The organism is Marinifilum breve (assembly GCF_003202155.1).
In the GTDB taxonomy this organism is placed as follows: domain Bacteria; phylum Bacteroidota; class Bacteroidia; order Bacteroidales; family Marinifilaceae; genus Marinifilum; species Marinifilum breve.
In genome coordinates, this window is record NZ_QFLI01000002.1 from 528,451 (window position 1) to 548,887 (window position 20,437).

16 protein-coding genes are annotated in these 20,437 nt (G+C 38.5%); all 16 read right to left on the reverse strand.

Translation table 11 applies throughout. The features are described from left to right. Nucleotides 1–7: 7 nt before the first annotated feature. Nucleotides 8–1,636, reverse strand: coding sequence for a polyprenyl synthetase family protein (locus DF185_RS06250; protein ID WP_110359879.1), 1,629 nt, complete (start codon nucleotides 1,634–1,636; stop codon nucleotides 8–10). 47 nt (nucleotides 1,637–1,683) lie between these two features. Further along, nucleotides 1,684–2,877 (reverse strand): radical SAM protein, encoded by a 1,194-nt coding sequence (locus DF185_RS06255; protein ID WP_110359880.1) that lies wholly within the window; start codon nucleotides 2,875–2,877, stop codon nucleotides 1,684–1,686. A 10-nt stretch (nucleotides 2,878–2,887) separates the two neighbouring features. Beyond that, nucleotides 2,888–3,748, reverse strand: coding sequence for an ATP-binding protein (locus DF185_RS06260; protein ID WP_110359881.1), 861 nt, complete (start codon nucleotides 3,746–3,748; stop codon nucleotides 2,888–2,890). 113 nt (nucleotides 3,749–3,861) lie between these two features. Beyond that, on the reverse strand, nucleotides 3,862–5,079 hold the full coding sequence (locus DF185_RS06265) for an outer membrane protein assembly factor BamB family protein (protein WP_110359882.1): 1,218 nt from the start codon (nucleotides 5,077–5,079) through the stop codon (nucleotides 3,862–3,864). 19 nt (nucleotides 5,080–5,098) lie between these two features. Beyond that, on the reverse strand, nucleotides 5,099–5,779 hold the full coding sequence (locus DF185_RS06270) for an ABC transporter ATP-binding protein (RefSeq protein WP_207784593.1): 681 nt from the start codon (nucleotides 5,777–5,779) through the stop codon (nucleotides 5,099–5,101). Between the two features lie 427 nt (nucleotides 5,780–6,206). Next, nucleotides 6,207–7,316 (reverse strand): beta-alanine-activating enzyme beta-propeller domain-containing protein, encoded by a 1,110-nt coding sequence (locus DF185_RS06275; RefSeq protein ID WP_110359884.1) that lies wholly within the window; start codon nucleotides 7,314–7,316, stop codon nucleotides 6,207–6,209. Between the two features lie 162 nt (nucleotides 7,317–7,478). Next, nucleotides 7,479–9,014, reverse strand: a complete 1,536-nt coding sequence (locus DF185_RS06280) for an FAD-dependent oxidoreductase (RefSeq protein WP_110359885.1) — start codon at nucleotides 9,012–9,014, stop codon at nucleotides 7,479–7,481. A gap of 61 nt (nucleotides 9,015–9,075) precedes the next feature. Next, nucleotides 9,076–11,415, reverse strand: coding sequence for an NAD(P)H-dependent oxidoreductase subunit E (locus DF185_RS06285; protein WP_110359886.1), 2,340 nt, complete (start codon nucleotides 11,413–11,415; stop codon nucleotides 9,076–9,078). Between the two features lie 2 nt (nucleotides 11,416–11,417). Beyond that, on the reverse strand, nucleotides 11,418–13,307 hold the full coding sequence (locus DF185_RS06290; protein ID WP_110359887.1) for a PQQ-binding-like beta-propeller repeat protein: 1,890 nt from the start codon (nucleotides 13,305–13,307) through the stop codon (nucleotides 11,418–11,420). Between the two features lie 25 nt (nucleotides 13,308–13,332). Further along, nucleotides 13,333–14,592 carry a 4Fe-4S binding protein gene (locus DF185_RS06295; RefSeq protein WP_110359888.1) on the reverse strand — a complete coding sequence of 420 codons (1,260 nt, stop codon included), beginning with the start codon at nucleotides 14,590–14,592 and terminating at the stop codon, nucleotides 13,333–13,335. A 3-nt stretch (nucleotides 14,593–14,595) separates the two neighbouring features. Then, nucleotides 14,596–15,156 carry a 4Fe-4S dicluster domain-containing protein gene (locus DF185_RS06300; protein ID WP_110359889.1) on the reverse strand — a complete coding sequence of 187 codons (561 nt, stop codon included), beginning with the start codon at nucleotides 15,154–15,156 and terminating at the stop codon, nucleotides 14,596–14,598. A gap of 19 nt (nucleotides 15,157–15,175) precedes the next feature. Next, nucleotides 15,176–15,385, reverse strand: coding sequence for a hypothetical protein (locus DF185_RS06305; protein WP_110359890.1), 210 nt, complete (start codon nucleotides 15,383–15,385; stop codon nucleotides 15,176–15,178). Nucleotide 15,386: 1 nt separating this feature from the next. Next, nucleotides 15,387–16,349, reverse strand: a complete 963-nt coding sequence (locus DF185_RS06310) for an NHL repeat-containing protein (protein WP_110359891.1) — start codon at nucleotides 16,347–16,349, stop codon at nucleotides 15,387–15,389. A gap of 11 nt (nucleotides 16,350–16,360) precedes the next feature. Beyond that, nucleotides 16,361–17,788 (reverse strand): outer membrane protein assembly factor BamB family protein, encoded by a 1,428-nt coding sequence (locus tag DF185_RS06315; protein WP_110359892.1) that lies wholly within the window; start codon nucleotides 17,786–17,788, stop codon nucleotides 16,361–16,363. Between the two features lie 65 nt (nucleotides 17,789–17,853). Further along, nucleotides 17,854–19,101: an outer membrane protein assembly factor BamB family protein gene (locus DF185_RS06320; protein WP_110359893.1), complete on the reverse strand. Its 1,248-nt coding sequence runs from the start codon at nucleotides 19,099–19,101 to the stop codon at nucleotides 17,854–17,856. A gap of 32 nt (nucleotides 19,102–19,133) precedes the next feature. Next, entirely contained in the window at nucleotides 19,134–20,345 is a 1,212-nt protein-coding gene (locus DF185_RS06325) for an outer membrane protein assembly factor BamB family protein (RefSeq protein WP_110359894.1), read from the reverse strand. Between the last annotated feature and the right edge of the window lie 92 nt (nucleotides 20,346–20,437).

A 20,437-nucleotide genomic window follows, 5' to 3' on the forward strand; every position in this document is an offset into this window, starting at 1 on the left:
GTCATATTTATTCAGGTACAATCCTATTCAATAGGCGGGTTAATAATATCTTTAAATTTGGATTGGACAGCTTGCATAGACTCTTCATGGCTTTGTGTTTATAGTCAGCAAGCATTTCCTCTGCTTCTTGCATTGCAGCTTTGGTTTCATCCCATTTCAAAATATCCGAATTCTGATTTCGTCTCCATTCGTTCATCTTGTCCGGATATTTTTCATTCAGTATACAGGAAATCATCGAAGGTTGAACCGTATTGAATCCACTGGCAATTTCATTTTGCTTGAAATCATCCAAATCATCATTAATCTGATAAGCAATGCCCAATGCTGTGCTGTATTCTGAAATCACATCCACAACATCGCTACCTGCATTTGCCTGAATGGCACCAAATTGCAATGCAACCTCAAAAGCTGGTGAGGTTTTGTTGCTAAATATTCGAATAATTTCCTCTCTGCTAAGCAATTTCCCATTCGATCTCCAAAGCAATTCTTCACCTTGTCCCAAAGACAAATCACGATGAGCACGAGATGCTACTTTTAATAGGCTTTTAATATGCTTTGCACCCGACTCGGCAATCATTTGGTAACCATATCCTACAATTAAATCTCCAACATTTAAAGCAACGGGTACATCATACTCCTTGTGCAAACTTGGCTTGCCATATCTTTGATCATCATCATCTGCAATGTCATCGTGTACAAGCGATGCTTTATGAAAGCACTCTATCGAAACTGCTAATTTTTGAATAGTTTCGTTGTACTCACCTGATTTTCCCATCAAGGCATCATAAACCGCAGTCATCATCAAAGGACGCCAACGCTTACCATCTTTCTCAATCCAGTTGATAGCAATATCTACTGTGTCATCTGTGTAATCAAAAAACTCCTGCAGCTTCTCCTTGCTAAACCATGATTTAACAGATTTCTTCAGTTGATCCAAATCAATCCAACCATTCCAATTGCTTTCCTTTCGATTGGCAAGAACTTCATTCAACCAAATCTCATCCACCTTGGAATCTTTACAATCATTATTATACAATGGAATCGCAATAGATGGAACCGCTTCTTTTACGGCCAAAGGGAAAGATCTTTCGAAAGAATGCAAACAGCCTACTCCAATTACACACTCCACCTGACCAGATGAAAGCAATACACTTGCTGATGTTGTTCCCTCGCTAACTATGGTGTGATAGCCCAAATCATCCGCTCTGGAAATGATATCCGCCAAATCACATCTGCCACATTGTTCGCATAACAAGCCCAATTCATCGAACTTTGCAGGACAATCGGCATGACTAAAGCACTTAGGAAGTAATAAGATTCTGCGATTGAAAGGAATTCCAGCTACAATATTTTGCCATGCAAAATTATTAATCATTACAGCCAGTAACTTCTGATATAGAAACAACTCAGGATGCATTTTGATCAATTCTCCTGAATGAAAAATCACCTCAGACTCCTGCAAAGGAGGAACAATTTCCGTTTCAGCAGCATAATCACGAATCAAATCCCTGATTTGCTTTAGCTTCTCAGGAGTTTGCGGTAGTGCATTTCCTAAATTGGTATTTATTTGATCTTTCCTTAATATCATTGCAATCTCATTATCGTAATCTTCTATTCTTTTATCGTACAGACGCACGGCCGTGCGTCTCTACATAAAATCAAAAACGGACGTGCGTCTCCACTTTACCCATATGCCCCAAATCCAAAGAATGAATATTTCTTTGCGAATCGGTACACCCACGATTTCTCAGGAATTTCTTTTCCCGGAATATGATGGCCAGCACATGGTTTCATTTTTTGTAATTCTTCGAATGCTTTGCTTCTTTTCGATGAATCGTAAGCATCAGCCTCTTTCAACATGGTATGTAATTGATCTGGCGCATCCAATAAAATGCATCCTTGTGTACAATCAGTGATACCATTTCTTAAACCTGAAATGTATTTTGAATTTTCAATTAATTCAGGAATATTGGTATCCGCCTCAATTTTTTCACCAGCAAATTGAATTGGCGGACAAAATTCAATATCTCCGTAAGGATTTATATGATGCGATAAACCTATGGCACCCGGACAAAGAGCATTTCCTTTCTCATCCCAATAGGTATCGATAATCATTAATGGCGCTTTTACTCGGATATCAACCATGAATTGTCTCAGCTCCAGAATTTCCTCTTCTGATAAGGCCAATTCAGTTGTTGGGCGCTCTCCCACTGGTCGATAAATGTAGTACCACAAATAATGAATTCCCTTCTTGATGCAAGAATTTACAAACTCTTCGCTCACCAAATCCTTAAAATTCGATTTGCAAACACTTGTTGCAACTCCTGTAAAAAGTTTATTATTAATGGATGATTCAATACCAGTCATGGTACGACCATACACATTTTTTGCTCCCCTTCTGATGTCACTTACATCCTGCAAGCCTTCCACACTAATTAAAGGCGATACATTCCCCAACTTTCTTAGGCGTTGAGCTACTTCATCTGTCAACAAAGTTCCATTGGTAAACATTTGAAAGTAACAATCGGAATGACGTTCGATCACCTCAAACAATTGAGGATACATCAATGGTTCACCACCTAAAAGGCCAAAAAAGTATGACCCTTTTTCCTTACTGGAAGTGATAATATTCTCCAATGTTTCCACATCCATTCCCTTGGAAGTATTGTTAATGGTTACCCAACAGCCTTGACAATTCAAGTTACAATTATCAGTAACCGAAATCATCATGAAAGCTGGATACAATTCTCCCTTCTTCAAACGTTTCTTATGCTTTGCAACGGCCTTCATACCTTTAAAGCCAAGGTTATAGCCTAACTTCCATAGCAATTTTAAATCAACAGTGCGTAATATCCTTGATCCTAATGAAAATATCATTCTTTCTTATTTAACAACAACATGAATTGGAATTGGCATCACCATCTTTACAATCGCAACTTGCTTCCGGTTCCTCTTTGCAATTGCAGTCGCAAGCACATTTCTCTTCTTTTTGCTCTTCTACTTTATCCGCTCCACTACAACATGCTCTGCGTTCCTCCTCTGCCATTTGTAATTGATCTTTCTTCAATAATGACACCTGAAAATTCTTTCTTCTTGCACTCAATACAGAATAAACATCATCATTCTGGATTTGTTCAAGAATATCCGTTTTTTCATTTTCAGAACCATCTCCTTCTCCTCCATCAATTGGGCTTTCGGCATGTTTTGGAAAGATGATAGCATTTTGTGGACAAACCCTTGCACAGGCAGGACACATGTCTTTACAATTTGCCGAAGCTGATACTACAACTGTTCCATCATCTTCAACCGAGTAAACGCTAAACAAACAGAAGTTCAAACACTTTCTACAGCCATTGCAACGCTCATAATCAATAACTGGATACCAAGGTTTCCACTCGTCTGAATACTTAATTTTTAGTGGTTCACCTGTTCCCGATTCCAGACTGGAAATCAGTTCATCCTTCTCATCATCAATATGGTGATATTCTATGTCCAAATCCTCATTCCTACGACTTGAATTATCTACCAGATGTTGCATGGCACGAGCCTGACATCCAAAAACGACAGCATCTTCAGCTGTGTACAGACTTTCCAAATCGTCTGGATTCTTAAGAATTGTACCACACATATCTTCAATATAAGTGAAGCCAATATTCTTCTCCTCCAAAGTCTTCATCAACTTCTGAACAGACTTTTTTTCGATTTTTCCATCTTTTTCACAACCACATATAAATATTTGCTTACTCATAGTCTAGATTTTTAGTATCAAGATTCAAGTATCAAGAAATTGCTCTTGCGTAAAAAACAAATTGCTGAAACTTTAATTCTATTCTTCTTCTAACAATTAATAATTACTCATTGTTAATTATTAGTCGCCTTAATATCATATGCCATTAATGCATCTCCATGACGGATATACAATACTCCATTTTCAATTACAGGTTGAGCAAAGTGCTCCTTGGTTCCTTTTGTAACTTTAAATTTGCTGACTACTTCCATGTTCTCAGGTGTAACATTCACCAAACCAACTTGTCCTCTTTCGTTATAGCAATACAACATTCCATCGGCAGCAATAGTTGCACCTCTTCCAAACTTCAAAGTATCTCTGGTTTCTCCTGTTTCTGCGTCAACACTTTTCCATACTTTTTTACGATGTCCTGAGGCAATGATCTTACCGTTAAGTTTCACAACGCCGCCCATAATGTTATCCAATTCTTCATTTCTCCACACTTCCGTGATTTTGGCACCATCTTCTTCCAATTTCAATTTTACGGTACCATTACCACAACCAGTTACGTAGTATAGATATCCATCCTCATAAATAGGAGTATTTCCGTTTACATCTCCTTTGGTAGTATCCTGTTGTTCTGTCCATAAAGTTTTACCCGTTTGCGATTCTACTGCCAACAAAGCATGTTCCGAGAAGGTTACCAAAATATTTCTTGTTGGATATTTTATCAATAGCGGAGAACAATATGCAGGCATTTCACCAACTCCAGAATTGATCCATTTGGTTTCACCTGTAAATCGATCCAATGCAATAATGTTCTTTTCTTTGCCACCCGGTGCAGCAAAAACCAAATCTCCATCTACCAAAAGAGACTGAGAATATCCAAAGCGTGTATTTTTACCTTCAAATTTTTCCAGCATGTTGATTTTCCACTTCAACTCACCAGTTTCAGCGTGGATACACGCAACGTCTCCCAAACCAGAAGCCACATAAACCAAATCGTCTACCACGGTTGGAGCAGATCTAGAACCGATAAAATTTTTCATCCAATCCTTACCAAATTCTGTTTTCCAAAGCATCTTCCCTTCCAAATCCATAGCAATCAAATAAGCAATGCTATCAATTTCTCCATTCAAGTAAATGTTATTGTCTGTAATAACAGGAGATCCATAGCCATTTCCAATACCTTCTACATCCCATAGAAGATTTGGACCATCCTTTGGCCACTCTTTTAAAAGGTTTGTTTCTGCATAAATTCCTGAGCGGTTCTCACCTCTCCATTCACTTACTTTTTTCTGTTTCGATGTACACGAAAACAGCGACAATACCATTAAGATGTAGTTCTTCATTTGTAAGGGTTTTTATTGTTTAGATTTTAGATAATTTTCCGTTATCCAATTTGTATATTTTCTTCATTTTCTTTGCCAGATCCATGGAGTGTGTAACCACAACAAGTGTTACTTTTTGCTTTTCGTTGATCGATACTAATAAATCTCCAAGTTGATCAGCCGATTGCTTGTCCAAAGAACCTGTTGGCTCATCGGCCAATAACAATCCTGGTTGATGAATTAAAGCACGCACTACAGCAGTTCTTTGACATTCTCCTCCCGACATTTGTCCGGGCAATTGACTAATCTGGCCTGACAAACCAACAAAATCAATCAATTCCTGAGCTCTTTTTTCGGCCTCAACTTTTATCTTCTTATCTTTTTCTGGAATCAGGGGAACCAATACGTTTTCAATTAGACTTAACTGAGGTAGCAAGTGATGTGACTGAAAAATAAAACCCAAGTTTCTATTCCTGAACTGGGCAACTTCATCTTCTCCCAGCTTCCCAATTTCTCTTTCTCCATGAAGAATAACTCCTGAATTGGCTTGATCCAATGAGCTAATCAAGTTTAGCAATGTACTCTTACCAGAACCGGATGGTCCAACAATAGCAACCGAATCACCCGATTCTATTTTTAAGGATAAATTGTCAAGAACCATTCTCTTTTCCTTGCCAGGAACCTGATAATATTTTGAAATTTGCTTTAACTCTATTTCCATGCTTGTTATCTTTTCGAATCCTTAATACAGATTAGTTGTTAATTTCTCTTACTTATATCGCTTCACTCATAATTAAGTATTAACAATCTATCGGCATTATACCCATGTAAATTAATCTCTAAAATGGTATAAAATAATACCATTCGCTTTTTAAATCACTTTTTTTCGTTCTATGCCCCAATTTTCCTGATAAAATTTACTTCATCCTCAAATCGTTAATGGTTCATCATTGTTTAAAAGCTTTCACCGCCTCCATGGGGTCTTTCTCCATCACCATAATCCATTCTCCAGGTAAATCACCCATTTCTCCAGCTTTTCTACCCGTTCTCCAAGTCATTCACCCAATTCTCCAGCTCTAAATGCAATTCTCCAGCAAAATAACCCGTTCTCCAGCAAAGATTCCGTTCATCGCGGGGCTTTGAAGGTTTTACTTCTCTCCAAAAACATAAACAGCTCCATCCATCGATGTCACCACAATCATTCCTTCCACAACTGCCGGCGTTCCAATTAAGGCCCTTCCTATTTCGTATGACCAGATTTTCTGACCACTCTCTTTATTTAATAAATACACTCTTCCATCTCCCGATGCCATTACCACTGCATTGGAAGCAATCACAGGCGATGCCTCTATCTTGTTTCTGGTTTTAAATTGCCATTTTATTTTTCCTGATTTCTTATCGAAACAGTACACTTGGCGATTTTCAGCTCCAATAATCACAACATCCTCGGCAATGGCAGGAGATCCCAAATAAGAAATTGCTCCTTCCTTTTTCCAGTTCACCTGATTTTTCTGAAAATCTACACAGTAAAACTCTCCATCATGATTTCCGAAGAATGCATGATTTCCATCCAAGGCAACCGAAGAAGCGATATAGGTCTGAATATCCAACTTATACTTAGCTTTTCCTGTCTTCACATCCACTTGATGCAAAAATCCGTCACAACCACCAAACATGGCAATTTCGCCATTGCATGATGCTGCTCCATTAATGTAGTTATCCGATTCATACTCCCACAACATCTTTCCAGACTTCGCATCCATGCAATACAATTTAAAATCGTAGGAACCGAATAGGATTCTTTTCTGCTTGCTAGTTTTATCGTAAAACCAATTTGCCGATCCTGAAACTTGACCTTCAGTTACAAACTTCCATTTCACCTCGCCAGTACCGGCATTCAGACAATAGAAAGTTCCATCCAAAGCTCCGAAATATACATTTCCATCCAAGTATAAAGGCGATGCTTCCACCGAAGTCTCCGCATTGAACTTCCACTTCAACTCTCCCATTTTATTGAAAGCATACAGGTATCCATCATTCGATCCTACATAAATGATCCCATTACGAACAATGGGCGAAGATTTGATGGCATCCCCTGTTTTGTATGACCACAAAAGAGATGGATTCTTTGGCAATTCTGCTTGCGTAATACCACTCAACTGTGCATTCCCACGAAAAGAAAGCCAATTGTGTTTGTTTTGAGCTATGGTTGATAGGCTCAAAGCGATGGTTAATATGGATAGGAATAGTTGTTTCATTTTCTGTTTACCTCATCCCCTAGCCCCTTCTCCTTGAGGAGAAGGGGAATGGAGCTTTGATTGAGTTTTGTATGTTAATTTCACCTACCCTCTACTATTTGCGTTTCCCTCTCCTCATGGAGAGGGATTAAGGGTGAGGTGATTATTATTAATTACCAATTCTTAATTAGAGCGAAGCGACAACGCTCCCGTTGGACATGCCTCCGCACATTCCTTCGCAGCAACAGTCAATGCCGCACTTAATTGTTGATTAAAAGGAACAGCAACTTTCACCGTAAAACCTCTACCAATATTGGTCAGTCCGGTTTTCTCACCATGCCTTTCGGCGATTTCTATACACAATCCACATTTGATGCATTTTTCCGGTTCATAAATAACCGAATCATGATTAATGTATTTCATCACAGAATTCCTATCGCCCAATGCAAATCTTCTACGATCAATTTTGTATTCTTCTGCACAATCTCTCAATCGACAATTGTCTAATTTTCTACAATCGCAGTGCATGCAACGCTTCGCTTCTGCAATGGCTTCTTCTTGTGTATATCCTTTCGGAGATTTTGCATCTACTCTGTTTCCTTCAACCGATTCTTTCAAATATTCAGACAGCTCATCTTTGCGAAGTGTACCAAATCTTGAATTGAATAATCTTTCTGTTGCTTTCGCTTTGCCTTCATTTAAATAAGCATCAACAGACCAGGCTGCTTCCTTACCCATAGCTATGGCTTTCACTGCCATTTTCTGAGTTCGAATTACGCTACCACAAGCAAATACCTTCGAATTGGATGTTGTGTAAGTTCCAGCATCCACTTTCAATCCGGTTTTTCCAGCCTCCAAACCAAATGTTTCTCCATCTGTTCCGTTGGCAAGAATCACAGCATCGTATTCTTGTTGTAAGGATTCAAATTTCTCTTTGGAAACCTCAGCATTGCAATTCATTTTCAAACCAAGCTTTTCCAGAGCAGCCACTTCTCTTACCATCACCTCTGTTGGCAATTCACCATTCAAAACTGATGCAAGCAACATTCCTCCAACACCATCAAACTTCTCGAACAACTCACAATCGTGTCCATTCAATAACAAATGGTAGGCTGCTGAAAGTCCGGATGCGCCTCCACCAACAATTGCCACTCTCTTTCCACTTGCGTCTTTCTTTTCAGGCAAATAATTTTGAGTTGACTCTTCAGAGAATCGCTTCAGCAAACAAATGGAAACTGCCTGATCTACATCTTTCCTGCGACAAACTTTCTCACAAGGAGCCGAGCATACGTATCCCAAAATCCCCGGAAGGGCAATTTCCTCTTTTACTATTTTCAATGCCTTATCGAACTGATTATTGGCAATGAATCGATTCATTTTTGGAATATCCATATAGGCCGGGCAAGCCATACGACAAGGAGCTTCACAATCACCAACATGATCGCTCATTAAAAGCTCAATGGCTTCTTTTCTGGCCTCTTTTACTTCTGTGTCCTCACTTGCCAAATCCATTCCATCCACAACTTTCGTTGCACATGAAGGAATCATTTGCTGGTTGGCATTGTTTTTCACCATACAAACCATACAGGTTGGATGATTGCTACATCCTTCCATGTAACACATACTAGGAATGTGAATCCCTGCAGAACGAGCTGCATTTAAAATGCTGGTTCCTTCTGCAACTGTTATGGTCTGATTATCTATTTTAATTGTTGGCATTTTGTTTCTTTTTCCAATCCACGGGCTAAAGCCCGTGGCAATTCATTTTATTTCTGGCAATTCATTTTATCTCCACTGCATCAACTGGACAAATCTGTTTACAGATATCACATTTGATACACAACTCATTGTCCACAGTGTGCAATTCATATGGTTTTGCCTGTATGGCATCTACCGGACAGCGTTGAGCACATTTGGTACATCCGGTACAATCCTCATTAATTTCGTAGCGAATCAAGTTTTCACACTTTCCGGCAGGGCATTCGCCTTTGATATGTGCCTCATATTCGTGACGGAAATACTTTAATGTCGACAATACAGGATTTGGTGCGGTTTTCCCCAATCCACAAATACTTCCTTTTTGGGTATTGATGGCCAGCTGCTCCAACAGATCCAAATCGCTTAATTTTCCTTTTCCTGATTTGATCTTCTCCAAAATCTCAAGCATTCGTCTTGTACCAATTCTACAAAAAGTACATCTACCACATGATTCTTCCTGGGTAAATGACAAGAAATAATGGGCAATATCCACCATACAGTCAGACTCATCCAAAACGATCAATCCTCCCGATCCCATCATGGCTCCAACTTCTTTCAACGAATCGAAGTCAATGGCTGTATCGGCCATATGCGCAGGAATACAGCCTCCAGATGGTCCTCCGATTTGTACTGCCTTAAATTTCTTTCCATTGGCAATTCCTCCGCCAATTTCCTCAACAATTTGGCGAATTGTAATACCCATTGGTACCTCAATCAAACCTCCTCGGTTAATCTTCCCTGCCAAAGCAAATACCTTGGTTCCCTTGCTATTTTCAGTTCCAATTTCCTTGAAACTTTCCGCACCATTTCGAATAATGAAAGGAACCATGGATAAAGTTTCTGTATTGTTGATTAAGGTTGGTTTATCCCAAAGGCCTTTCTCAGCAGGATAAGGTGGGCGCAATTCAGGGATACCACGTTTCCCTTCGATAGACGCAATTAGTGCAGTTTCTTCTCCACACACAAAGGCTCCCGCTCCTTCGAACACCTTTAAATCGAAAGAAAAATCACTTCCAAGGATATTCTTCCCAATTAAGCCCTCTTTCTTACAGATCTCCAATCCTTCTTTAATTCGGGTTACCGCCAAAGGATACTCTGCACGAATGTACAAGCGACCTTCGCTGGCACCTACTGCATAAGCAGCAATTAGAATCCCTTCAATCACTCGGAATGGGTAGGATTCCAACAACATACGATCCATAAATGCTCCTGGGTCTCCCTCATCACCATTACAGATAATGTATTTTTGATCGGCCTTTGCATTCTTTACCAAATTCCATTTGATAAAAGTTGGAAAACCTGCTCCACCACGGCCTTTTAATCCACTTTCTTCAACCTGAGCGATAATCTCATCTGGCGAAAGCTCTTTCAAACATTTAATAAATGCCTCAAAACCATGTTTTGATTTGTATTCTTCAAAATCAGATGGCTTAATCTCTCCCCTGTATTCTGTAGCAACATTTACTTGTCCTTTCAAAAACTCTGCAATTGGAGTTCCCTCCTCATTTGCACTGTACCTATTCGAACTTGTTGGAATATCAGAAAAAGTAAGGTTTTCCGCATAATTGTAGAATCTGTTTTTGAAACGACTCATCCAATTTTCGGAGCGAAAGTGATTTTTAATGATCTCACTTACCTCATTCGCCTTTATTTTAGTGTAAAAAGCTGGCTCTTCACCAGCCTTGTGAATCTCCAACATTGGCACTTGGTTGCACACTCCAACACAACCAACCTGCTTTACATCCACTTTAATTTGATTGTCTTCAAGGGTTCGTTCCAGCTCTTCCTTAACACCAGAGCTACCACTGGCAATACAACATGAACCTAATCCTATTCGGATTTCTCCCTGTGAAATTCCTTCTTCCGTTACTTCACGAACCTGCTTTTCTTCGCTTGGAGCAAGATTTTTAAAATCTTCAATAATCTCTGCAACCTTACCAGTTTCTACATGTCCATAAGTTACATCATCAATCTGAACCACTGGAGCAATGGTGCAACATCCCAAACAAGCCACTTCTTCAACAGTAAATAGCTTATCGGCATCGGTATCTCCCTCAGTAATTTTCAATTCACGCTTAAAACTATCGTAAACCTGCTTTGCTCCCTTTACGTGACAAGCCGTTCCAACGCATACTTTTACAATATGCTTTCCTACCGGATGGTGTCTAAACTGAGAATAAAAAGTAGAGATTCCTGTAATTTGTGATTCTGTAATTTCCGTTGTATCACAAACTCTCTTCAAAGCTTCTTCAGGCAAATAATTAAATTTCCCCTGAATGGACTGAAGAATTGGAATCACCTTATCAGAATCTTTCCCTTTTTCAGCAATTATTTTGTCAACAATATTTTGAATCTCACTCATAGTTATTTCCCTATACAATAAAGGTGTTTCTCTCCACGGATATATACTCTTCCATCAGCAAATGCTGGTGTCATATCTGATTTTTCTCCCAAAGCAGGAGCTGCAATTTCCTGGTATTCCTTATCTGCTTTAAAAATATGCATCACACCATCTCTATCCAATAGATATACATTGCCATCGGCAAGGATTGGCGACGCATAAAATCCACTATCAAATTCCTGTTCCCATCTTAATTCGCCAGATTTAGCATCGTAACATACTACAGCGCCATAGCTGGTTACAATAATCAAGTTATCTCCTGATATTACAGGGCTAGGAACATCCGACAAATAATCGTATGCTTCCCATAAAACCTCAGGACTTTCGCCTGGTTTAATGGCTACAAGACTTGCATATTCATTCAAGGCAAACACGGTTCCATCATCTCCAACGGCAACAGAAGGACCAACCTCACCGGTAATACAATCCAACTTCCAAAGTTCTTTCCCTGTATTTACATCATAGGATGCAACATTCGGATCAGCAGCCAGAATAACTTGCGTGCTTCCTCCAATTTGAGCAATCACAGGTGATGCCCATGATACGCGAACCTTTCTCTTGGTACTCCACAATTCGTCACCAGTTGCAGTTGAAAGAGCCATCACTCTAGCCGATTTCTTATGATCGTACTGCACAACTAATTTATCCTGATATACCAACAAAGATGAAGAGTGTCCGTAATGATTATCAGGTACGCCTAGGTTCTTCGCCCATTGTTGCTTTCCATTAAAATCAACTGCAATAACATCTCCATTGGCAAACATTGCAAATACCAATTTTCCATCGGTTGTTACCGTTGAAGCTGCATGGCCTGTATCAGGAGTTACCTCAGGCGATTTTGCCGGAGAACCTGCGATGCCTTCCACTTTAGCAGTCCAAAGTAGTTTTCCATTGTTTCTATCGTAGCAATATACTTCTCTTTGGGTAGCATTAGCACCTGATAAAAACAGTTTATCTCCCCAAATTACAGGTGAGTTGTATGCATGAATTGGTACTTGAACCTTCCACAATACATTTTTACCACTTGCGCCATCCCAGTAGGTAGGAATGTTTTTTTGATAAGAAACCCCTTGTCCACCAGCACCACGGAATGCAGGAAAGTTAGCCATCATTTCTTTTGTAGGGTATGATACACCGCTAGTAACTTTTTTGGTGGGAGCTTCCTTTTTAATCTCTGGTTCTTTCTTTTCAACTACCTCATCTTTCTTTTCATCAACTACAGGTTCAGTAGGCTTTTCACTCTCCTTCTTCACCTCTTCTTCAATCTGCTCTTCCTTCACCTCTTCCTTTACAGGTTCTACTACCTCAACATCACTACTTTCTTCAGTCGCTGTTTGTGCAACCATTGCGGCTTGGGTAAACTTATTACCCAATTCTTTGTGAGTTAAAAAAGCTATTAATAATGTAATTGCAACCAATCCAAAACCACCTACTCCAATCCACTTTCGGGCTTTTTCTTTAAACAAGATGATATTCTCTTGTTCACTCTCTGTTACTTCTGGGGGTTTTTGTTTACCTGCATAAAACATCTGCAAAGCAATTGCTGTGACTATAACACCTAATAAAAAAAGATAACCACCAGCTTTCACTTGCCATTGATTGGTAAAGTATGCTTTTCGCACCAACAGATCCATCTCTCGAATTTGTTCACGCAATTGATTGTCATTTGGATTTTCTTCTAATCGTTGCACCAATGAATTGATTAATTCTGTTTTTACAGGGTCAATTCTATTGATTTGCATATAATTTACCAAAACCAACATGCATATGATAAAGGAGAAAATTCCCGCTACAATTGCGATATTTTTCCACAGAGATTGGTTGGTCTTTCTTAATTTGAATTTATTATTCATAGGTTAGTAATTATTTCTAAATCTTTTATTTTTCTACAGGACAATATTTTAAACATCTTGCACAGCTTACACATTCCCCCTTATCTGGCTCATAATCTTCTCGATATTTGTATCTTGTTAATCCAGCCAAGGACAACCCAAATACCAAGCCAACGAATGCTCCCAGCATCCACGATCCATAATAAAACTGCTTCAATATAGTTGCTGATTCCAAATATAATTCCTCATTTGTTTTTCCTGAGGTTCTAAATCCTTCAATTTCCAAACTTTCCTCCATAGTATTTGAATCGAAATGAAGCAATTCATTGGCCAAACGTACTTTAGAATTCACCATTGCTAAATTCTCATGAAAATTAGAAACGACCCAGCCTCCAATAATCATTAAGGCAGGAATAATCATTCCCAAAAGAATAAAGCGTCTTGTTGCTGATCTTTTATCCTCCATTTGTTTGACTTCAACAGGCTTATTGATGGCATCTAGTGGACATGAATTCTCGCAAAGTTTACACTGAATACAACTTGCAGGAGTAATGGTTAAATGCTTTTTAGATACCCTGCTCACCAAATTCAAAATAACACCGTAAGGACATAAAAACCTACAGTAAGGACGTGCAATAAAAACACTAATAAGTAGAAATGCTGCTCCAATGGCAAACATGAAGAAGGTAGCGTTGAACCTGAATATTCCTACAAAAGGATCATATCTACAGATAATAAAATCGGTTCCCGTTGCTGCATAAAGAATCGCTAAACCAAGATAAATCCATGGAATCAATCCAAGAACTTTCTGTAGCCATTTCTTCAAACTAACAGGTCTTAACAGAAAGACATCTTGCACCGCTCCCAATGGGCATACTCCAGCACAAAAGGTTCTTCCAAAAAACAGTGTATAAACCAATGGAATAACAAAAAATGCTAAAGCTGAAAGTGGTATATGATATCCTGGATTAAATAATGCCAACACAACATTCTGAACCGATCCTACAGAACATACACACCCTTCTCTAAGGAATCCAAAATATACCAAAGAAAATAGAGAAGTAACTACAACACCTGTACGTGAACGTTTTTTATGAATAAACCAGGTAATCAAGCTCAAAGCTGCAATTAAAAGTAACACGTCCACCAACGCGAATATTCCCGCACGAGGTTCTGGCATAGAAGTTACTGGCTGAGTGTAACCTGATTCAAATTCTGGTCTTGGAAATCGTTGAGTTTGCGCAAAAGCTACAAAATCAACTATAGATAATAGTATCAGAGAAAATATCGAAAAGATTTTCTTCATTTCTTAAATCTTTTTATTGGTTTTGAAGCCTGCAAACTGGTAGGCTTCTTCAAGAGGAACTCGTTTAAATGCATCTGATGGACAATCACGAGCGATGGCACATTCATTACAATTCACACATAAATCGTGATTAACTTGCAGTTGCAATGAACCATTTCCGAAAGCACCACAACCTTTTACACATTTGCCACAACCATTGCATAACTCTTCAATGATCTCATATTTAAAATAAGGATCTTCTACATAAGTACGCTTGATTGCTCCTGTTGGACAAAGCATATTTTCTGCTCCCGTAGATAGGTTCTTTACATTAGGTCGAAAATATCCACCACACAAATCACAGTAACCACACATGTCATAAACATGAATACATTTTACTGCAGATGGTGTTACAACACAACTTGTTGCACAACGCCCACATTGTGTGCATTTGGTTGGATCAAGTTGCCAAAGGTAATCTCCTTTCACACTTTTGCTCGCTAAAACGCCTGCAACTCCAACAATGCTTGCTCCCGCTGCAAAACGAAAGCATGTATTTATAAATTCTCTTCTATCTTTTTTCATGCTTACTAGTAATTAGCGACTAGTTTTTAGAAACTTTTTGATCTCTTTTAAATTTTAAGCCTTCAGGTTTCTTACAACTTTTTAATTGCTTACAATCCTGACAAGGAGTTGTAAACTCACAATTCTCTTTCGTTGTATAGTTTCTGTAAACAAACACCCCACTAATTGCAGCCAATACTGCTATTATTAACCCTCTCAAGCCGCTTCTTAAAAAATCTCTTCTTTCCATTCTATTTTGCTTCAAAAATTCTGATTAACCTTTTGGCTGGATCCATTACCAAAATCCTATCCTTTGAATCCACAGCCAAGTCAATACCAACCGTTCCAGGTTCGAACAAATCTGGAGCAGCTACTACTGATTTAAAATCTCCTGAAGGGAGATGTATTTTTATTCTTTCCAATCCTTTTTCTGCGGTCACAAAAGAACCATCAGATAACATAGCAATATTCGAAGGATTGCAACATCCACTAAAACCATCTAAACTCATCGAGGTTCTGTTCCAGTTTGATATTTGTCTGCCTTCAAAATTGTATGCCTCAAATGCATGTCGCCCTGGATTAACCGCCCACAATTCGCCTTGTCGTCCAATTAGCAAATCAAAATATGGACTAGGAATTACAAAACCTTTAACCCCTTCAGCCTGATTTTTTCCACCAATTTCCTTGATTTTATTTCCATCAATATTGTAATGATGAATAATTTTCTGACCTGCATCTGCCACAAAAACATTGGTATCCTGAACAGCAATTGATGTAATGTAAGTTCTATCACCCTTCACAACAAAGCTATTTCTTAAACTCCCATCAGGCTTTCTAACATCAATTCGAGTGCTCATTCCCACCAAAATATTACCATCATCCATTACAGTAATACATGATGCTGCTTGTCTTAATTTCAAATTGTTAATTGGCTTTCCTTCTGAGTTTAATACAAGCAGGCTTTTATCTGTGCCTACATAAATATTATCTTCCTGATCTACCGCCACAGCATGAATCTCATCTGCCTCAATTTTGATTTGCTTGCTCTCCTTATGACTAATTTTTGAATCATCTACATGACGTAAAGAATTCAAATCATACTCGTATACATTCTTCTGGCTTAGATTTCCTGTTTTAAACAGATCTTTTGCCATAAATGCTATCAATACAATAAGCAAAACAACAGATAACCATAAAATCAATTTATTCTTCATATCTGAATTCTTTAATTGGCTCTCAAATCAATACATACCATGTGTTTGTCATCTCTCATTAACAAACGTCCATCAACAACAACCAAAGGTCCCCAAGCATCATGTCCATCCATAACCTTGGCTTTATCCAAAAACTCGAAACTCTTTGATGTAGCCTTAGCAATGGTTATGGTTCCATCATCTCTAAGAATAAAGAATTTCCCATCTGCAACTACATATGGCCCTAAGCCAAATCGATGTCCTGAACCACTATCCCAAAGTATCTTTTGACTATCATTTGGATCAACACAAACAAAACGATTTCTCAATCCTCCAGCATCCTTAGGAAGAATACTAAACATATGACCATCATATAGAATAGGCGTTTGTTGTTCCGATGCAATTCCATCTTTAGGCTTGAATTTTTGCAAGGTTTCAACCGAATATTTATTACCTGATTTTTTTACCTGTAATAAAATACCACCTGCACCATATCCTGCTGTCATGTATACTTTGCCATTGCCAAAAACAATTGGCGAAGGAGCCACAACCGAAGGAGCAAAATCTTTTGTTTTCCATAGAATCTCTCCCAAATCATCACCTCCTGCGGATACTCCAACAATACCACCTACAGCAGCATATACCCACATTTTCTTTCCATCTAAAGTCATTGGCATGATAGACGAATGTGACATTTTCCATCCATCAGGATTTGGAGTTTCCCATACCACTTTCCCAGTTGCACAATCCACACCAATTAGTAAAGATGATCCTCCAGGTGCAATTATGGCAATATTATCAACTATAATCGGACACTGACCTGTATACCAAAAAGGGATTTCAGACATGTACTCCTTAACCAAGTCAATTCCCCACAAGAAATCTCCTGTATTAGGATCTGTACACATCACATGACAACGAGGTCCAATAGTAATCAAATACTTATCATTGATTGCTGGAACAGTTCTGGATATACCATGATTTCTTTTTATACGCACGCGATACCATCTTCTCCACAACTCTTCCCCTGATTCCAATGAAAAACATCTTAAGGCATCTGCTTTTTTCACCTCATCGTAATCCAGCACAAATACTTTTCCATTATAAACCACTGGTGCCGCATGACCTTCTCCCAATTCAACCTCCCAATCAATTTTAGGTCCGCTTCCCCATGAATTAATCAGTTTGGTTTGGTCTGCTGATATATTATCAGATTTAGCTCCGCGAAACTGAATCCATTTGCCTTTCAACTCAGTAGACAAATCTTTAAAGAAATCAAATCCTTCACCAATCTTAACCTTTCCACCTCCTGTTTCACTTTCCTTAGGTCGATTGTCCATTCCTGGAATACTTGCATGAATATCCTTGGCTGGATTGTATAGCAACCAATACACAAACAATGCTGTTGCTACCACAACAGTCAAGAGAATTAATCCTTTTTCGCTTCTTTTCGACAGCATATAATATTGTCTAAACATGACACTGACAGGTTCAAAGAACACTGTCAGGTCAAAATTTTCATTCCTTATTCTTTTATCGAGTAGGCCATCAGTGCGTTTTCATGGCGCACGTACATCACCCCATCTTTTATTACCAAATGAGACCAATGTGGTCCTTTTCCATAAGGTACTTTAAACTCACTTATCACCTTAAATTCTTTTGGATCTGCTTTCACCAAAGCAATATTCCCACCTTTTTCATCGTAGCAATACAACATTCCTTCTGCAGAAATGATAGAACCTTTAGTCTGCCATTTGGTTTCATACATTTTTGCTCCCGTATTCCAATCCAAACAACACCAATTTCCCATTCTGTTGTTTACCCAGTTGGAACCATAAATGTAGCCATCCAACAAAACTGCACCTCCATGATGAACATCAAGTAAAGAATCCACATAAGCCAATTCAACTCCTGATGCATCTTCATTTAAATTCAGCATTACCGACTTGTGATCATATCCATTGGTTATATATATCTTACCATCTTTATACAAAGGAGTATTGGTATTGATATTTGCTTTCCATTTACCGCCAGCGTATGCTCCGTAATCAAATTTCCATTCAATTTTTCCATTATCCGGATTTACTCCAAATACATTTTTCTCAATCACAGTAACAATTTGATTCTTACCATTTCGATTGATCATTAAAGGAGATACGTAGCCAGGTTTATCATTTAAGCTTTCCGATTGCCAAATGGTTTCTCCTGTCATCTTATCCAATGCAACCATTGTGGTTTGATCTCCACAAGGAGTATAATACACCATATTTTTATAAAGAAGAAGCGATTCGGAAATTCCCCAAGTACCAAAAGTTCCACCAAATTTTTCGCTGGCATTTACTTTCCAGTTGATTTCTCCACTTAAGGCATTTACACAAGCAACATCACCCTTTCCACTTGAAAGATATATTCTATCATCTTCAATGGTTGGTGTAGCACGACTATCTATAAACGAAGCATCCCATCCCTTACCATAAGGCGTTTGCCACTTCTTATTACCATCCATATCGAAAGCCAAAAGGTAATCTGTCGAATCAATTAATCCTGTCAGATAAATTGTATTGTGAGCAATGGCAACCGAAGAATATCCAACTGGAATACTATCATTGTGCCATAACATTTTTGGTCCTTCCTCAGGCCATTTTTTCAATAGTCCTGTTTCATTGTAAACTCCTGTTCTATTTGGCCCTCTCCATTCTGTAAACACTTTTTCTTGTTTACACTGAGTAAAGGCAAAACAAACAATGAGACCAAACCCTAGTAATCGTTTCATAATTTAATTGGTTATAATAGTGTTATAAGTTTTTACTTTGCAATTGAATACACCATTAACGAACTTCCATGACGTACATACAACTTCTTGTTGTGAATTACCAAATGCGCCCAGTGTTGCTTTTCACCATAAGGAACACGAAACGAACTCACCTTGTTAAATGATCCATTGCTTACATCAACCAAAGCAACTTCTCCGCTATCTCCATAACAGTATAGCATCCCATCTGCGTAAATCACATTTCCTCGACTTAGCATTTTTGATGAATAAAGCGTCTCACCTGTATTCCAATCCAAACAAAACCACTCTCTGTTTGCGTGACCTGATCCATAAATTTTACCATCTAATAAGATCACTCCTCCCATTTGATTGTCCAATTGTTCATTTCTCCACAACTCTTTTACACTTGCTCCATCATCAGACAATTGCAACATTACACCGCCTTTGCCATATCCACTAAAGCAATACAACATGCCATCTTGATAAACAGGGGTGTTTGGATGAATTGAATATCTATTTGGATGATCAACGCTCCATAACATTTTACCATCTTTTGTATCAATACCAACAATGGAATTTTGGGTATGAGTAACCAATAGACTTCTGTTGTTCAATTGTATTAGAGCTGGAGAACAATAGGCAGATTTTTCACCTTTAGCTACTGATTTCCAAATTAACTCTCCATTCTTTTTATTCAGAGCAATTACACTAGCCTGACTTCCACCTGGAGTACAAAACAACTTTTCGCCATCTATTAACAAGTTCTCTGTTACACCCCAACGTATATTACTTCCTTCAAACTCATTAATCACATTCTTCTTCCATACAATGCTACCATTATCAGCATTCATGGCAATAAGTTCTCCAAATCCTGTATAGATGTATAGCAAGCCATCATTAATCGTAGGTGTAGTTCTTACCCCATCGTAAGAATCCATCCACTCCTTACCATACACTTGTTTCCAAACCTGATTTCCTGAATGATCAAATGCAATCACAAAACCTTCGTCACCTTCTGTACCTCCAGTATAGACATACTTTTCGGTAACAGCAGCAGATGCATGACCATCTCCCAATTGATCAAAATGCCATAACATATTAGGACCTTCAGCAGGCCATGATTTTAAAAGGTTAGAGTCAGGATATTTTCCGTCTCTGTTTTCTCCGCGCCATTGAGCGTTATTCTGTGCAAAACCAGTAAAACTCGAAATAAGAATTACCAGGGATAAAAAAATACGTAGCATGCTTGAATCATTTATATAAGTTAAAACACTATAAAGATAACTGCTATGAGTTTTATTAAAGACAAATTCACCCCTACACCATCAAATATGTT

Excerpts from the sequence above, each read along its gene's own strand:
- DF185_RS06260 (WP_110359881.1), bottom strand. The coding sequence starts at position 3,748 with ATGAGTAAGCAAATATTTATATGTGGTTGTGAAAAAGATGGAAAAATC.
- DF185_RS06305 (WP_110359890.1), bottom strand. The coding sequence starts at position 15,385 with ATGGAAAGAAGAGATTTTTTAAGAAGCGGCTTGAGAGGGTTAATAATA.
- DF185_RS06265 (WP_110359882.1), bottom strand. The coding sequence starts at position 5,079 with ATGAAGAACTACATCTTAATGGTATTGTCGCTGTTTTCGTGTACATCG.
- DF185_RS06290 (WP_110359887.1), bottom strand. The coding sequence starts at position 13,307 with ATGAATAATAAATTCAAATTAAGAAAGACCAACCAATCTCTGTGGAAA.
- DF185_RS06325 (WP_110359894.1), bottom strand. The coding sequence starts at position 20,345 with ATGCTACGTATTTTTTTATCCCTGGTAATTCTTATTTCGAGTTTTACT.
- DF185_RS06270 (WP_207784593.1), bottom strand. The coding sequence starts at position 5,779 with ATGGAAATAGAGTTAAAGCAAATTTCAAAATATTATCAGGTTCCTGGC.
- DF185_RS06280 (WP_110359885.1), bottom strand. The coding sequence starts at position 9,014 with ATGCCAACAATTAAAATAGATAATCAGACCATAACAGTTGCAGAAGGA.
- DF185_RS06300 (WP_110359889.1), bottom strand. The coding sequence starts at position 15,156 with ATGAAAAAAGATAGAAGAGAATTTATAAATACATGCTTTCGTTTTGCA.
- DF185_RS06255 (WP_110359880.1), bottom strand. The coding sequence starts at position 2,877 with ATGATATTTTCATTAGGATCAAGGATATTACGCACTGTTGATTTAAAA.
- DF185_RS06295 (WP_110359888.1), bottom strand. The coding sequence starts at position 14,592 with ATGAAGAAAATCTTTTCGATATTTTCTCTGATACTATTATCTATAGTT.
- DF185_RS06285 (WP_110359886.1), bottom strand. The coding sequence starts at position 11,415 with ATGAGTGAGATTCAAAATATTGTTGACAAAATAATTGCTGAAAAAGGG.
- DF185_RS06320 (WP_110359893.1), bottom strand. The coding sequence starts at position 19,101 with ATGAAACGATTACTAGGGTTTGGTCTCATTGTTTGTTTTGCCTTTACT.
- DF185_RS06310 (WP_110359891.1), bottom strand. The coding sequence starts at position 16,349 with ATGAAGAATAAATTGATTTTATGGTTATCTGTTGTTTTGCTTATTGTA.
- DF185_RS06275 (WP_110359884.1), bottom strand. The coding sequence starts at position 7,316 with ATGAAACAACTATTCCTATCCATATTAACCATCGCTTTGAGCCTATCA.
- DF185_RS06315 (WP_110359892.1), bottom strand. The coding sequence starts at position 17,788 with ATGCTGTCGAAAAGAAGCGAAAAAGGATTAATTCTCTTGACTGTTGTG.